Origin of the sequence: Alicyclobacillus sp. ALC3, assembly GCF_028751195.1 — a bacterium.
GTDB lineage: Bacteria > Bacillota > Bacilli > Alicyclobacillales > Alicyclobacillaceae > Alicyclobacillus_L.
Map to the genome: position 1 here is coordinate 4761982 of NZ_CP066784.1, position 13150 is coordinate 4775131.

19 protein-coding genes are annotated in these 13150 nt (G+C 54.9%); 18 read left to right on the top strand and 1 reads right to left on the bottom strand.

Annotated elements, in window-relative coordinates; translation table 11 throughout:
- Nucleotides 1–400: 400 nt before the first annotated feature.
- Nucleotides 401–1000 (bottom strand): histidine phosphatase family protein, encoded by a 600-nt coding sequence (locus JC200_RS22565; RefSeq protein WP_274433975.1) that lies wholly within the window; start codon nucleotides 998–1000, stop codon nucleotides 401–403.
- A gap of 104 nt (nucleotides 1001–1104) precedes the next feature.
- Between JC200_RS22565 and aroQ the strand changes: the two genes are divergently transcribed.
- The 18 genes from aroQ (at nucleotide 1105) to nusB (ending at nucleotide 13143) form a co-directional block, all read left to right on the top strand.
- Complete coding sequence (gene aroQ / locus JC200_RS22570; protein ID WP_274433976.1) at nucleotides 1105–1575, top strand: type II 3-dehydroquinate dehydratase; 471 nt, start codon at nucleotides 1105–1107, stop codon at nucleotides 1573–1575.
- The gene (locus JC200_RS22575; protein WP_274433977.1) at nucleotides 1572–2654 is read left to right on the top strand and encodes a M24 family metallopeptidase; all 1083 of its coding nucleotides are present in this window, start codon (nucleotides 1572–1574) and stop codon (nucleotides 2652–2654) included. Before aroQ ends, JC200_RS22575 begins: the two co-directional genes overlap by 4 nt.
- A 15-nt stretch (nucleotides 2655–2669) precedes the next feature.
- Entirely contained in the window at nucleotides 2670–3227 is a 558-nt protein-coding gene (gene efp, locus JC200_RS22580) for an elongation factor P (protein WP_274433978.1), read from the top strand.
- Between the two features lie 184 nt (nucleotides 3228–3411).
- The gene (locus JC200_RS22585) at nucleotides 3412–3687 is read left to right on the top strand and encodes a DUF2619 domain-containing protein (protein ID WP_274433979.1); all 276 of its coding nucleotides are present in this window, start codon (nucleotides 3412–3414) and stop codon (nucleotides 3685–3687) included.
- A 399-nt stretch (nucleotides 3688–4086) separates the two neighbouring features.
- Nucleotides 4087–5151 (top strand): stage III sporulation protein AA, encoded by a 1065-nt coding sequence (spoIIIAA, locus tag JC200_RS22590; protein ID WP_274433980.1) that lies wholly within the window; start codon nucleotides 4087–4089, stop codon nucleotides 5149–5151.
- The gene (locus JC200_RS22595; protein WP_274433981.1) at nucleotides 5148–5663 is read left to right on the top strand and encodes a hypothetical protein; all 516 of its coding nucleotides are present in this window, start codon (nucleotides 5148–5150) and stop codon (nucleotides 5661–5663) included. The genes spoIIIAA and JC200_RS22595 overlap by 4 nt, the downstream gene beginning before the upstream one ends.
- 57 nt (nucleotides 5664–5720) lie before the next feature.
- Entirely contained in the window at nucleotides 5721–5924 is a 204-nt protein-coding gene (gene spoIIIAC / locus JC200_RS22600) for a stage III sporulation protein AC (RefSeq protein ID WP_274433983.1), read from the top strand.
- Nucleotides 5925–6320 carry a stage III sporulation protein AD gene (spoIIIAD, locus tag JC200_RS22605; RefSeq protein ID WP_338000188.1) on the top strand — a complete coding sequence of 132 codons (396 nt, stop codon included), beginning with the start codon at nucleotides 5925–5927 and terminating at the stop codon, nucleotides 6318–6320. It abuts the gene before it with no gap.
- A gap of 35 nt (nucleotides 6321–6355) precedes the next feature.
- Nucleotides 6356–7579 (top strand): stage III sporulation protein AE, encoded by a 1224-nt coding sequence (gene spoIIIAE / locus JC200_RS22610; protein WP_274433986.1) that lies wholly within the window; start codon nucleotides 6356–6358, stop codon nucleotides 7577–7579.
- Complete coding sequence (gene spoIIIAF / locus JC200_RS22615) at nucleotides 7576–8100, top strand: stage III sporulation protein AF (RefSeq protein ID WP_274433988.1); 525 nt, start codon at nucleotides 7576–7578, stop codon at nucleotides 8098–8100. Before spoIIIAE ends, spoIIIAF begins: the two co-directional genes overlap by 4 nt.
- A 12-nt stretch (nucleotides 8101–8112) precedes the next feature.
- Complete coding sequence (locus JC200_RS22620; protein ID WP_274433989.1) at nucleotides 8113–8685, top strand: hypothetical protein; 573 nt, start codon at nucleotides 8113–8115, stop codon at nucleotides 8683–8685.
- A 21-nt stretch (nucleotides 8686–8706) separates the two neighbouring features.
- Nucleotides 8707–9324: a SpoIIIAH-like family protein gene (locus JC200_RS22625; protein WP_274433991.1), complete on the top strand. Its 618-nt coding sequence runs from the start codon at nucleotides 8707–8709 to the stop codon at nucleotides 9322–9324.
- Between the two features lie 146 nt (nucleotides 9325–9470).
- Nucleotides 9471–9965: an acetyl-CoA carboxylase biotin carboxyl carrier protein gene (gene accB / locus JC200_RS22630; protein ID WP_274433992.1), complete on the top strand. Its 495-nt coding sequence runs from the start codon at nucleotides 9471–9473 to the stop codon at nucleotides 9963–9965.
- Between the two features lie 48 nt (nucleotides 9966–10013).
- Nucleotides 10014–11354 carry an acetyl-CoA carboxylase biotin carboxylase subunit gene (accC, locus tag JC200_RS22635; RefSeq protein WP_274433993.1) on the top strand — a complete coding sequence of 447 codons (1341 nt, stop codon included), beginning with the start codon at nucleotides 10014–10016 and terminating at the stop codon, nucleotides 11352–11354.
- 49 nt (nucleotides 11355–11403) lie between these two features.
- Nucleotides 11404–11823: an Asp23/Gls24 family envelope stress response protein gene (locus JC200_RS22640; protein ID WP_274436635.1), complete on the top strand. Its 420-nt coding sequence runs from the start codon at nucleotides 11404–11406 to the stop codon at nucleotides 11821–11823.
- A gap of 69 nt (nucleotides 11824–11892) precedes the next feature.
- The gene (gene amaP, locus JC200_RS22645) at nucleotides 11893–12438 is read left to right on the top strand and encodes an alkaline shock response membrane anchor protein AmaP (RefSeq protein WP_274433994.1); all 546 of its coding nucleotides are present in this window, start codon (nucleotides 11893–11895) and stop codon (nucleotides 12436–12438) included.
- Between the two features lie 4 nt (nucleotides 12439–12442).
- On the top strand, nucleotides 12443–12676 hold the full coding sequence (locus JC200_RS22650; RefSeq protein WP_274433995.1) for a DUF2273 domain-containing protein: 234 nt from the start codon (nucleotides 12443–12445) through the stop codon (nucleotides 12674–12676).
- A gap of 38 nt (nucleotides 12677–12714) precedes the next feature.
- A complete protein-coding gene (gene nusB, locus JC200_RS22655) occupies nucleotides 12715–13143 on the top strand; it encodes a transcription antitermination factor NusB (RefSeq protein WP_274433996.1) in 429 nt (142 codons plus the stop codon).
- Nucleotides 13144–13150 lie beyond the last annotated feature (7 nt).

Here is a 13150-nt window from a genome sequence, read left to right on the forward strand (position 1 = left end):
ATCGCCTGTAAGTTGCGCGTGGCAAGCTGTGGCGGCAAGTGTAAAAAGTGACCAGGTCGACTCTGCTTGCTCGTTGCCCGCACTTACTGACGTGAGAAACTGTTCATATGCAGTTCTTACGTCATCCGGTTTCCAGACCACGGGAGGGTGCGGTGTAATGTTGTTCTGAAGTTGTTGTTGGCGCTGGATACGACCGCCTCCTCACCGCACATTCGACACTGATTACAGTGTGTGCAGATGTCACGGAAATCTTGCAACGGCAGTCGGGCAGATGTCTTTGTCGTGTGAGTGCAAGGGAACGTACAGTGTGTGGAAACAGAGAGGAGGATTCGCGACATGTACGGAAGCTTTGGCGGGTACACCAGATGGGCAGTCGTGTTCCTGATCATTTTTGTTCTGTTTATCCTGTTGGTTCCCTATACTGGGGCAGGGTATTAAATTTCTCCTCAGAGGTTAAGTGACCAGCCCAAGAAATAGACGCCGCGCGCCAGGCTGTTCCGCTCCACGTCAGACGCGTCACGGACGTGTTGGCCAAGGGCGGGACATCCTGGTGTCCAAGCGACACCAGCAAATTTCTAATGTATCCTCCGTGGCTCACGGCGAGAAATCGTCCACTTTGATAAGCACGTACACTTTCCAGGAATGCCTGTGCACGGCCCGATAAGCTTTCGCTTGATTCCTCGTCGGGTACACCGTGTGGGTAACAAGCGCGAATTTCCTCTCGCGTCAGCCCCTCCGCACCACCAAACCCACGTTCGCGGAGTCTGGCATCGGTTCGGTACGGCTTTCCGATGGCGTGACTAAGGACATCTGCCGTCTCTCTCGCTCGGAGCAAATCGCTTGCGTAAAAACCCCTGAAGGGAACGCCTTGTAGCCAACTGGCCAGGCGTACTGACTGGTCTTTTCCATTTGCGTTCAACGGAATATCTGACCAACCTTGAATGCGCCCTTCGTGATTCCAATCCGTCTCGCCGTGTCGAACGAGCCACAGAGACAGCAAACTGCTCCCCCCACTCAGTAAACTACGCCTTCGTCGCAGTTTCAGTATATCAACCAGTGTGATACAATAACAAAGATTTTTGGCTTCTACCGGAGAGGGGACGAATGACTATGGCGCCTGCCCACCGGGTGTTGCTTCTGGTCAATGGCCCGAATCTCAATCGATTGGGTCAGCGCGACCCAAACGTCTATGGGTCCACCAATCTTGAGACGATTGAGGCGACAGTGCGAACAACTGTCAGTGCCGCAGGAGGAACACTGAAGTCTTTTCAGTCGAATCACGAAGGCGCCCTCATCGATTTCCTTCAGACCGAAGGTCCAGCGTCCACTGGGATTATCATTAATCCTGGCGCGTTTGGACACTACAGTTATGCATTGCGAGATTGTCTTGCCGATTTGGGGAAGCCCTGCGTCGAAGTACATATCTCCAATGTCCACCAGCGTGAGGCATTTCGTCACCAGTTGGTGCTCTCTCCAGTCGTGACCGGACAAGTCGTCGGTCTCGGTGCAGATGGGTATGAGGTTGCGGCACAGTGGTTTGCCAATCGGTTTATGCGGGAGGATGCTGGTCAGTGACAGAACAGCGAATCAAGAACCTGCAGGCGTTGCTGTCTGATCAAGGGCTGGACGCAATGCTCGTGTCAAGTCCGGAAAACCGTCGCTATTTGAGCGGGTTCACAGGCAGTGCGGGTAGTGTGCTCGTCACTCCAAATCGGGCTTGGATGATTGTGGATTTTCGTTATCTTGAGCAAGTACAGGTGCAGTGCAAAGGCCTTGAAGTCATTCGTCAAGGGGATACGGTTGCCGATACACTCCGCGACGTCATCGAGCAGGAGCATTTAGGTCGCGTCGGTCTGGAAGACCACGCTTTGTCCCACCGAGACGCCAGGCAGTTCTTGAACTTAGAGAAGACTGTGACCAACCTGCGGATTGTGTCAGCAGGTGGACTCGTAGAGCAACTCCGGACACGCAAAGACATAACCGAAGTGGATACAATCCGCAAGGCGGCGCAAATTGCGGATGCTGGATTCGAACACATTCTCAGCGTAATCCGACCTGGGGTAACTGAGATTGAGGTCGCGTTCGAACTAGAAACCTTCATGCGTCGCCAAGGTGCCAGTCACATTGCGTTTGATACGATTGTCGCCTCAGGTTGGCGCGGGGCTTGGCCGCACGGAGTTGCGAGCGACAAACTACTCGCGTCGGGCGAGTTAGTGACACTTGACTTTGGTGCCGTAGTGGATGGCTATTGTTCGGATATCACGCGCACAGTATGCATAGGTGAACCGACTACGGAACAGCGCAGTCTGTATGACCACGTGCTGGAGAGTCAGGTTCGTGCCTTGCACGCGTTACGAGTCGGAATGACTGGCCGAGAAGCAGACGCCGTTGCACGCTCGTACTTGTCAGACCACGGCCTAGGCGAAGCGTTTGGACACAGTCTCGGTCATGGCCTCGGACTAGAAGTTCACGAGGCACCTCGTTTATCTAAGGTCAGTGATGATATTCTTACCGAGGGCATGGTTGTGACTATCGAACCCGGAGCTTATTTGCCGCAATTTGGCGGCGTTCGCATTGAGGACGATGTATGGTTCACACCAGATGGTAACGTGGAAATTCTGACCCACGCACCAAAACAATTGATTTGTCTATAGGAGGATTAAATACTTATGATTTCCAGCAATGACTTCCGCACAGGCACTACGATTGAGGTCGATAGCCAAATTTTTCGTGTGATTGAGTTTATGCACGTGAAGCCAGGAAAAGGCGCTGCGTTCGTGCGCACGAAGCTAAAAAACGTAAAGACGGGCGCGGTTCGTGAGCAGACATTCCGTGCCGGCGAAAAGGTACCTCGTGCTCGCATTGAGACTCGGGAGATGCAGTACCTGTATGCTGAAAGCGATATGTACACGTTCATGGATACCGAGACGTTTGAACAGATTCAGATTTCAAAGGCACAGTTGGAGTACGAATTGAACTTCCTTAAGGAAAACATGAATTGCTACATTGTCATGCACGACGGCGCGTCAATCGGGGTGGATCTGCCGAACACTGTTGAACTCGAAGTTGTCAGTACTGAACCAGGCATCAAAGGTGACACAGCGACAGGCGGCAGCAAACCAGCGACGATGGAGACGGGTTATACACTGCAAGTTCCTCTCTTCATCAACGAGGGCGACCGACTGCTCATTGACACACGCAGCGGAAACTACATCTCGCGCGCCTGATTTACCATCTCAGACCGCTTAGCTTCGTCTTGCACAGACCGTGGCAACACGGTCTGTTTGTGCTTCTGAGGGCTCTTGCGGAAGTTCTGTCCCCGCAAATGCGTGCATATACCAAGAATGTGTGGACAAGGCAAACCACAGCTTGCATGCGTAGGCAAACTCCGCTGGTAAAGAGGCGAGGAACGTGCTGAACGTACAGGACAAAGTTGTCTATGGAATGGCTGGAATTCGCGTGGTTTCAAGCGCGATTGAGTTCATTGGCGCCATGCTCATGCTCTACTTTGGAACTGCCGAAAAGGCGCTGCAGGTAAACGCAGGACTTGCACTCGTCGGGCCAATTGTACTCCTTAGCGTGACCTTTCTCGGCATTATCGGCATTGCCGGTGAGGGCATTGCTTGGCAGCGCATTGCGCTGATTTTGTTTGGCGTGGGCTGTATCCTCTTTGGCGCCCGTGGTTAACAGCGGCGCTTTAGGTCGCGACTAATAGTAAGCGTGGCGAGGCGCCATTACGGCACCCATTACACACAGTGCCGCAGCCCGAACGACGGGCAGGCGCGCTCTAGCTGATCACGTCGACTTAGCTTGTTTGCCACGCATAAAACTGAACACAAGTGCCATCAGTAACACAAAGATGACAAGAAAGACCACGATCCACCGCATCATCACAGCGAGTTCCACACTTGGACCCCCTTTGCAGCAACTCCCCTGAAGTTCGCACGGCAATTTTCCTTCTCCCTATTGGATGCTCAATCTGGCCGTAGCGTGCAGGCAAAGGAGCGGCATGTTCTCAGGTCAACACACGAATATGCTTGTGCACCCGCCCATATATATGGACTACCAAGGGGGTGGACAACGGTTGTGGCAGCGTCTGATGCATCCCAGGAATCCGTCTCTCGACTGTGGCAAAACGCGCTGCGGGTATGCCCTAGTCACGTTCAACGCCTTGTGCTGTCGCTCGATGCGCAAGCTCTCTTACACATTGAGGAGATCCGGTTTCGCCTCGGCCAACCTGTGGAGTTGTGTGGTGTTGGGTTCGACCAGTTCCTTCACGCACAAAGCGGCCTGACGCTGCGCACCGCGGACGCCTATCGAACGACTGCGGAGGACATGGAACGCGTCGTCCAGGCGGTGACACAGTCGTCCTTGTACGCGGTTGAGGAGGAACTTCGCCGCGGATTTGTGACCATGCCTGGGGGACATCGCGTAGGTATTGCCGGACGAGCCGTTCTCAGCAACTCAGGAACGATTCGCTCGATCCGGTCAATCACGTCGGTGAACATCCGGGTTGCCAAGGAGAAGATTGGCGCTGCGGATTCACTTCGCAGTGTGATCGCCGATCCGCTCGGAGCACCTTACAGTGTGCTCTTCATTTCGCCACCTCAGTGCGGAAAGACGACGATGTTGCGGGACTTGGCTAGGCAATGGAGTGAGGGGGCGGTCAACGGAGGTGTCGGTCGAAAGGTGTGCGTCGTGGATGAGCGGTCAGAACTTGCGGGCTGTCTGTCTGGTGTACCTCAATTTCACCTCGGTCCACGCACAGACATTCTCGACGCTTGTCCAAAGGCGGAAGGGCTGCTCATGGCGATCCGTAGTCTCTCCCCGGAAGTGGTAGTGACTGACGAAATCGGGCGGTCGACCGACGCCGATGCCATTCTCGAGGCGGCACACGCAGGCGTGTCTGTGATTGCGAGTGCACATGCGCGAACACTGGCCGACTGGAAAAGGCGGCCGCATATGGGGGAGTTGTTCGAAGCGAAAGCTTTCTCAAGGTACGTACTTCTGAGTCGACGCCGTGGACCCGGGACAGTAGAAGACGTACTAGACGAGAGTGGCCGACCGATTGCGGGTTGGAGGGCGCCATTCGCGGGACGAAGGTCGCATGATGATGTGCGTGTCAATGTGGAGGGAGCGGAGTCGCCATGATTCGTGCTCTTGGCGCCGCGATGGTACTCGCCGCCACGAGTGGCATCGGCTGGCGCATAGCCGGTTCGTACCGCCGGCGTCCTGCACATCTTCGGGCGCTTGCGCAGTCTGTGCGCCTGCTGCAAGCCGAAGTGGAGTACAGTGTCATGCCATTGCCAGAGGCGCTAAGACATGTCGCTATGCGTGCAGACCGGACGGTCGCTGAATTGTACCGGTTAGCAGGGGAGGCGCTTGCGAATGTGGATGTAACTGTCGCTGATGCCTTTCGCATCGGGATCGACGCGTGCACTCCACGTTCAGCACTGCGCAGTGAGGACTTCGACGTGATGCGCGAACTCGGTGCGACCCTCGGGACTTCGGACAGCGTCCATCAAAGCCAACAACTCGACGTGGCGCTCGCCCGTCTGAACAGCCTGGAGGCCATGGCACGCGAACTACAGCAGAAGAACGAGCGCATGTGGCAGTACCTTGGCGTGTTGTCCGGTCTGCTGATTGTTATTTTGCTTTATTGAGCGACGACAACGTAGCGCGAAGTGGGGGCAACAGGACGGCAGTTGGGAGGGAGCAAAATGATACCCGAAGTGCGAGCGGTCTTTCAGATCGCTGGGATTGGCTTTCTAGTTGCCATTCTGCACACCATCCTCAAACAGAGTGGAAAAGAGGAATTTGCGAACTGGACGACCTTCGTAGGTTTTGTCGCCGTGTTTGTCATCGTCATTGGTTACGTGGACCAACTTTACGGCGAAATCTCGAGGGTCTTCCTAAACCAGTAGGTGGGAACTTTGCACATTTTGCAGATGGTAGGTGTCGGGCTCTCCGCAACTACACTTGCTGCCCTATTGCGCACAAGAGCACCTCAGTTTGCCATGATGGTCGCTTTTGTCGCCGGTATCGCGCTGTTGTTGATGGTCTTGAACAGTATGGACACCGTAATTCAGACGCTCACGCAGTTGGCTGAGGCAGCGAAACTGGACCGCAATTTCCTGTCCACCGTGCTGCGCATTATTGGCATTGCGTACATTGTCGAATTCGCTGCACAGCTTGCGCGCGACGCCGGCGAGGGTGCATTGGCGAGCAAAATCGAGCTCGCCGGAAAAGTGGGTATTGTCGTGTTGGCAATCCCCATTGTGACGGACGTTATTCAGGCGTTAGTGCACCTGCTTCCGTGAACCGCAGGGACGCTGCGTACCGAGGGGGGAACGGGGTGCGCACTGGGAAGACTTGGCGATCCGTAATTTCCGCCTGGCTATTGTGTCTCGTTGTTGTGTGCTTCGGTTTCACGCTCGGGACAAGTGTGGCCTCTGCGCAAACCTCCGCAGGAGCAACGCCTGCCGCGACCGTACAACAAGATGCCAATCAGCAACTCGACTCTTTGCCGATCGGTGCAATTAATAAGTTCTGGGACTCCCTACAGCAACAGTATGGAGGGTATCTTCCGGACGCGGGCGGCACTAGCTTGGTTCGAGACATCGTCGACAGCGGCGGCGTGAACCTGCACGGTATTGTCCACGGTTTGCTCAAGTATCTGTTTGATGCACTCATCGACAACGCGGCACTGCTCGGTGGTGTCATCATGCTGTCCGTGTTTGCCGCAGTGCTGGAGTCCATGCAGACGGCTTTTGAACAGCAGACGGTGAGTCAGGCAGCCTACGCGATGATCTTTATGGTGCTGCTCGTGCTCACAGTGGGTTCGTTTACAGAAGCCATTGGCTACGCCAAACACGCGATTCAGGCGATGAATGACTTCATGCTCGCGAGTGTGCCTGTACTAACAGGCCTCCTCGCCGCGTCTGGGGCAATTGCGTCCGCCGCGTTCTTTCATCCGCTCGTCGTGGTAGCTGTCGAGGTGGTGAGCAACGTTGTCTTCATCGTCGTCTTTCCGCTCATTTTTTTCTCAGCGGTGCTCGACATCGTCAGTGCTCTGTCGCCCCGGTACAAGTTGACGCGACTGGCGGGACTCCTGCGAAGCGGCGGGGCAGCGGTACTAGGACTGTCAATGAGCGTGTTTTTGGGGATCACGGCGGTCCAAGGTGCAGGGCGTGGCATTGCAGACGGCGTGGCTTTGCGGACCGTGAAGTTTAGCGTGAGCACGTTTGTCCCGATTGTCGGCAAAGCCGTCTCTGACGCGGCTGAAACCATTGCCAGCGCGTCCCTGCTCGTCAAAAACGCGGTTGGCATTGCAGGTCTTATCATTGTTGCGTCGATTGCGTTGTTCCCTGCAATCAAGGTGCTGGCAGTTTCACTTGTGTACTCAGGCAGTGCAGCTCTGATGCAACCGCTTGGAGCCGGACCCATCGTGGATTGTCTCGGCGCGCTGGGAAAGAGCCTTCTCTACGTGTTCGGGAGCGTCGTTGTGGTCGCCATGATGTTCTTTATCTTCATCTGCATCCTGCTCGCGTCGGCCAACTTGGCGGTGGTGATGGGATGACAGCGCTCGGAGAGTGGCTCAAGCAACTGGTCATCATTGTTTTGTTGGCCGCTTTTGCAGACCTCTTGCTGCCGACGCGGTCGATGGAAAAATACGTCCGTATGGTGATGGGGCTGGCCATCGTGGCAGCCATGTTGCAACCGATCGTACCGCTGCTCTCGCGCAACTGGTCAGGTCAGGCCGCGGCAACGGCTGCTGACGAGCTCTTGCCGAACAACGCCACGTCAAGCGCGAGCGGATCAAGTACAGGAACCACCACGACACTGACACAAGAGTTTCAGCAACAGACGAATCAGGCAGCCGACAGCCTGCTCGCGACTCGACTGCGGGCTGAGATTGTAGCGCTGTATCCGGTGACTGTGTCCAGTATTGACGCCCACGGCGTCGGTCTGTCCGGTTCCCAGCTGTCTGTACACGTGGTGCTCGGCGCCGCGTCGGCAAGGACTGTCAGCAACATCCGTGACCACCTGGCACACGAACTCGATGTCCCTGCCAGACAGGTCACTGTCACCACGGGATGAGGAGAGGATTCTGTGGACTGGAAACCGATTTTACAAAACCGATGGCTGTTAGTGCTCGGTGTACTCGGTGTGGTACTGCTCTTGTTCGGAACGATGTGGAACCGGACTGGGTCGAGCGTTTCCACACTGGCTTCAGCTGGAACAGCGGGGAAGTCTGGAAGTGGGAACACCACATCGACTGCACTGTCAACGAACGCGAGTTCGGTTGACCCTGCTCTCGCGTTTGAGAACATATACGACAGTCAGTTGACCTCGATTCTTGACCAAGTTGCCGGTGTGAACAGCGTGCATGTGATGGTGACGCTAGACTCGACGGAGAGTTTACAACTGGCGCAAGACATTCAGAAGACTACACAATCATCCTCTTCAACGGTCAACCAGCAGCCAACGACTGTTCGTCTCGCCAACGGAAGTACAGCGCCGGTTGTGATTCAGCGTCTCGCTCCGGCAGTGCGCGGCGTACTGGTGACGGTGAATGCGAGGGACTTCTACACAGCAAAAGCAGAAATCATTGACGCGATCACGAATGTGTTGGACGTGCCTGCATATAAAATTAGCATAGAGCCTCAAAAACAAAATTCGTAGAGTACCTAGGAGGTATGTGAAGTGGTCAAACGGCAAACGGTGTGGCTGTCCACGATGATGGTCCTGTCATTGATGTTGATAGGATACTATACGATGAACAGCGGAGCCCAGACGGCAACCACGAAGACGAGCGGCGGACCTTCCGTGACAACTTCAACGGTGAGCCCGCAGGCATCGAACACCACAACAGGCAATGCCGCGAGCAGTGCCGGTGGCACAAAGACCGGGACAAGCGGGTCTCAGTCGGGCTCGACGTCCGGTGCAACCACGCCGACGAGCGGCACGGACTGGTTTACAAACTACCAGACGCAAGTCGAACAAAACATCGCCAAGAAAGAGGGCGTCGCAGAACAGATCATCGGTAGCAGCAGTTCATCGACGGCTCAGATTAACCAGGCACAGCAGCAGCTGCGGCAGTACATGAACCTCGATGGCGCGATGATGCAAGCACGTCAGGCAATTCTAGGCGAGGGCTACAAAAACTGCGTGATTGTCCCCAACGAGAACCCGCAGGGCCTCACGCAAGTCTACGTACAGACGAAGAAACTGACACCGACTAACGCAGTGAAAGTGATGAATATCGTCAGTCAGCAAATGAATGTCCCAATGAATCAGATTGTCGTCCACGAGCACGCGTAAACGCATCAGAAGTACTTTCTGGACACCGTGCACCGCACCTGTGCGGCCGCAGGTGTCCTTCATGATCCGGACCGGTAGATGCAACCCGATTTCCCCCTATGCTATACTAGGACGAGTGACGAGATGGGTTTTGAGGAGTGACGGACTTGTTCAAGATTGGAGAAATTCGAGAGTTGATTCGTCTGCTGGACGAGACCAGTATTACAGAGTTACAGGTTGAATCAGACAATACGAAACTGCTCATCAAAAAACAAGAAATCTCCACGGCTGTTGGAACGGCGCCCGTGACGAGTATGCCAACACCAGCAACTCAGCCGATTGCATCGGTGTCGGAAAACGTGCAAGTACATTCAGCGAGCGCGTCCCCCCTTGCACAACCGGTGGCAGAAGCGGATGAAAACGTGCACATTGTGACGTCGCCGATGGTTGGCACTTTCTATCGATCGCCCTCGCCTGATGCACCACCGTACGTAGAGGTTGGGACGAAAGTGTCCACAAAGTCGGTCCTTTGTATTGTAGAAGCCATGAAGTTAATGAATGAGATTGAAGCCGAAGTTTCTGGAGAAGTCATGGAAGTGCTTGCCGAGAATGGACAGCTGGTTGAGTATGGACAGCCACTTGTCAAAGTTCGTTTGTCCTGAGTCTGTAGAGGACAGCGTAACTACTTTTGTAGACAAGGAGATTTCGCCATGTTCAAACGGGTGTTAATCGCGAACCGCGGCGAAATTGCGGTCCGTGTGATTCGCGCATGTCATGAACTGGGGATTGAGACGGTTGCCGTCTACTCTGAGGCTGACCGCGACGCACTGCACGTACAGCTGGCCGACGAAGCTTATTGTATCGGTCCGACTCCGAGCAAAAACAGCTACCTGCACATTCCGAGCTTGATGTCGGTGGCGACTCTGACCGGAGTAGATGGCATTCACCCTGGTTATGGGTTCTTGGCGGAAAACAGCGACTTCGCAGAAGTGTGCGAAGCCTGCGGGATCACGTTTATTGGTCCGAGCGCATACGCGATTGAAACGATGGGAGACAAGTCTGTCGCGAAAGAAACGATGAAGACAGCTGGAGTTCCAACGGTTCCCGGCAGCGACGGTTTGCTCACAGATGCGGATGAGGCTGTGCGGGTCGCCCATGAGATTGGATACCCGGTCATCATTAAGGCAACTGCTGGCGGTGGCGGGAAAGGCATTCGTATTGTGCACGATGAAGAGAGCTTGAAACAGGCCGTTGCGACCGCCCAACGAGAGGCAGAGTCGGCGTTTGGGAACGGTGGTGTTTACTTAGAGAAGTACATTGAACGCATGCGCCATGTCGAAATACAGGTGCTTGCAGACCGCCACGGGAACGTCATTCACCTCGGCGAACGCGACTGTTCGGTTCAGCGACGACTGCAGAAACTGGTGGAAGAGTCGCCGTGCCCTGTCTTATCTGAAGAGACTCGGGAAGCGATGGGGCAAGCAGCTGTAGCTGCCGCCAAGGCCGTCGACTATGTCGGCGCAGGCACGATAGAGTTCATTTATTCCCTAGATGGGTCTTTTTACTTCATGGAAATGAACACGCGTATCCAGGTCGAACACCCTGTGACGGAGTGGGTCACATCCGTCGACCTTGTTCGAGAGCAGATTCTTGCGGCTGCAGGAGAGCCCCTGTCTGTGCGACAGGAGGATATCCACTTGACAGGACACGCTATCGAATGTCGGATCAACGCTGAAGACCCGGAGCGCAACTTCATGCCTACGCCCGGACCGGTGATTGAGTACCTGCCACCAGGCGGCATCGGCGTGCGTGTAGACAGTGCTGTCTACACCGGCTATACGGTACCACCCTACTATGATTCGATGGTTGCCAAGTTAATTGTCTGGGCACCGACGCGTGAGTTGGCAATTGCACGGATGCGCCGAGCTCTAAGTGAATTTCGTATCGAGGGGATCAAGACCACGATTCCGTTTCATCTCAAGCTGATGGATAATGAAGCATTTCGGGCCGGAGATGTGACAACGCGATTCCTTGAGGAACATACCATCTGACGAAGGCCTTGAAATTGCCAGTCAGGGAGGCGGATGCAGAGTGCAGGACATGGAGTTTCAGGCTACTTCTATGGGTAAAATTCAGATCGCTGACGAAGTGCTGCAAGTGATCGCTGGACTTGCGGCTAGTGAGGTGCCAGGTGTCGTGGGCATGAGCGGCAGTTTCGCCGGTGGGCTCACTGAACAGTTGCTTGGTCGCAAGAACCTCTCGAAGGGTGTTAAAGTCGAGTTCGCAGAAGAAGACCGCGCTTGCACAGTCGACGTGTCGGTTGTTTTAGATTTTGGTGTCAATATTCCAGATGTCTGCATGTCTGTGCAAGAGAATATCAAGCAGGCAATTGAGAGTATGACGGGGCTAGAGGTGAAGGCGGTGCACGTCCATGTGAGTGCAGTTGCATTCAGCCAAGAAAAAGGTCAGGATAAGACAAAAGACGTCACGGAACTTCCACCGGCACAGATTAGGAAGTGACGCAAACAAAGTAACGTGGAGGGCAGCCTGGTTAGGGCAGCGCCACGGGCAGGGCTCTGGAGGGATACGATGAGCATTCTTGATCGAATTTTGCTCGTGCTGCTGACACTCGGCAGCCTTGCAGTGGCAGTGTTGTTGCTGCTGCTTGGCGTCGGTGTGCTTGGCTCATGGCCATCTATTGTCGTGACAGACGCCGCCACGTATCCGATGTACACCATCATCGTGGCGGTGGTGTTCGGCCTCTTCGCCTTGCGTTTTCTGTTCTATCGCTGGACACGGCCGCAAGAAGATTACATCATGCTCCCTGGTGATCACGGTTTCATCCGCATCTCGTTTGAAACGATTCGTCAACTATCAAACCGCACAGGCAAGTCAGTTCGCGGTGTGCAGGAGTTTGACACCAGAGTGCGGAGCGGACAAGCAGGGGTCCTGCTCGCGGTCCGGGTCAGGGTCATGCCGGACATTGACATCACCCAAATGAGTGCAGAAATCCAGCAAGCCGTAAAAGGCTACGTAGAACAGACAGCCGGTGTAACGGTAGAACGCATCACTGTAAATGTAGTAGAACTCGCGTCGCACACAGCGAACAAGAATACGCGCGCGTGGGCGGAGTGACACCATGAACTGGGTCACGTTGATTACGCGGAGGTTGTTGTCTCTGCAAAGGCGTTGGCAGGGCGTTATCGCTGCCTGTTTGTTTTGGCTTGTGTGGATGATTGTCGGGTTCTGGGACACCCTGTTGTTGTTGGTGCTGGTCGGAATCGGTTTTTCTGTTGGGCGAATCCTCGAGGAGCGAACGACGTGGCAAGATGTCGTTGAAAAGTTGCTGAGGGAGCACTACCATGACTCGTGAACGTAGTGGAGAAGGAACAGCTTGGAAGGGGCATGGAAATGAAGCGGCACGAGGCGCGCCAGCGTGCGCTCCAGGCGCTCTATCAGATTGATGTCGGTAAGGGTGAGGCAGAGGCTGCGATTGAGCATGTCTTGGAAGATGTATCGGGCCCGATTGAAGCAGTTGACTGGACTTACATACGGCGGTTGGTCCATGGCACAACCGAGCGCTTGCCAGATATTGACGATCTTCTCGCCGCCCGCGTGGAAGGCTGGCACCTTGACAGATTGGCGCGGGTTGATTTGAATGTACTGCGCCTTGCAGTCTATGAACTGCTCGTAGAGAGTGATGTAGACGTCGCGACAATTGTCGATGAGGCTGTTGAACTCGCGAAGGACTTTGGCACAGACGAATCTGGCAAGTTTGTGAACGGCGTTTTGGCCCGGGTGTTGCCGGTCGTCAGACAAGATGCAGAACCGAACGCTTGACCTGCGA

Excerpts from the sequence above, each read along its gene's own strand:
- spoIIIAF (WP_274433988.1), top strand. The coding sequence starts at position 7,576 with ATGACAGCGCTCGGAGAGTGGCTCAAGCAACTGGTCATCATTGTTTTG.
- nusB (WP_274433996.1), top strand. The coding sequence starts at position 12,715 with ATGAAGCGGCACGAGGCGCGCCAGCGTGCGCTCCAGGCGCTCTATCAG.
- JC200_RS22595 (WP_274433981.1), top strand. The coding sequence starts at position 5,148 with ATGATTCGTGCTCTTGGCGCCGCGATGGTACTCGCCGCCACGAGTGGC.
- JC200_RS22650 (WP_274433995.1), top strand. The coding sequence starts at position 12,443 with ATGAACTGGGTCACGTTGATTACGCGGAGGTTGTTGTCTCTGCAAAGG.
- spoIIIAC (WP_274433983.1), top strand. The coding sequence starts at position 5,721 with ATGATACCCGAAGTGCGAGCGGTCTTTCAGATCGCTGGGATTGGCTTT.
- efp (WP_274433978.1), top strand. The coding sequence starts at position 2,670 with ATGATTTCCAGCAATGACTTCCGCACAGGCACTACGATTGAGGTCGAT.
- aroQ (WP_274433976.1), top strand. The coding sequence starts at position 1,105 with ATGACTATGGCGCCTGCCCACCGGGTGTTGCTTCTGGTCAATGGCCCG.
- amaP (WP_274433994.1), top strand. The coding sequence starts at position 11,893 with ATGAGCATTCTTGATCGAATTTTGCTCGTGCTGCTGACACTCGGCAGC.
- JC200_RS22640 (WP_274436635.1), top strand. The coding sequence starts at position 11,404 with ATGGAGTTTCAGGCTACTTCTATGGGTAAAATTCAGATCGCTGACGAA.
- accC (WP_274433993.1), top strand. The coding sequence starts at position 10,014 with ATGTTCAAACGGGTGTTAATCGCGAACCGCGGCGAAATTGCGGTCCGT.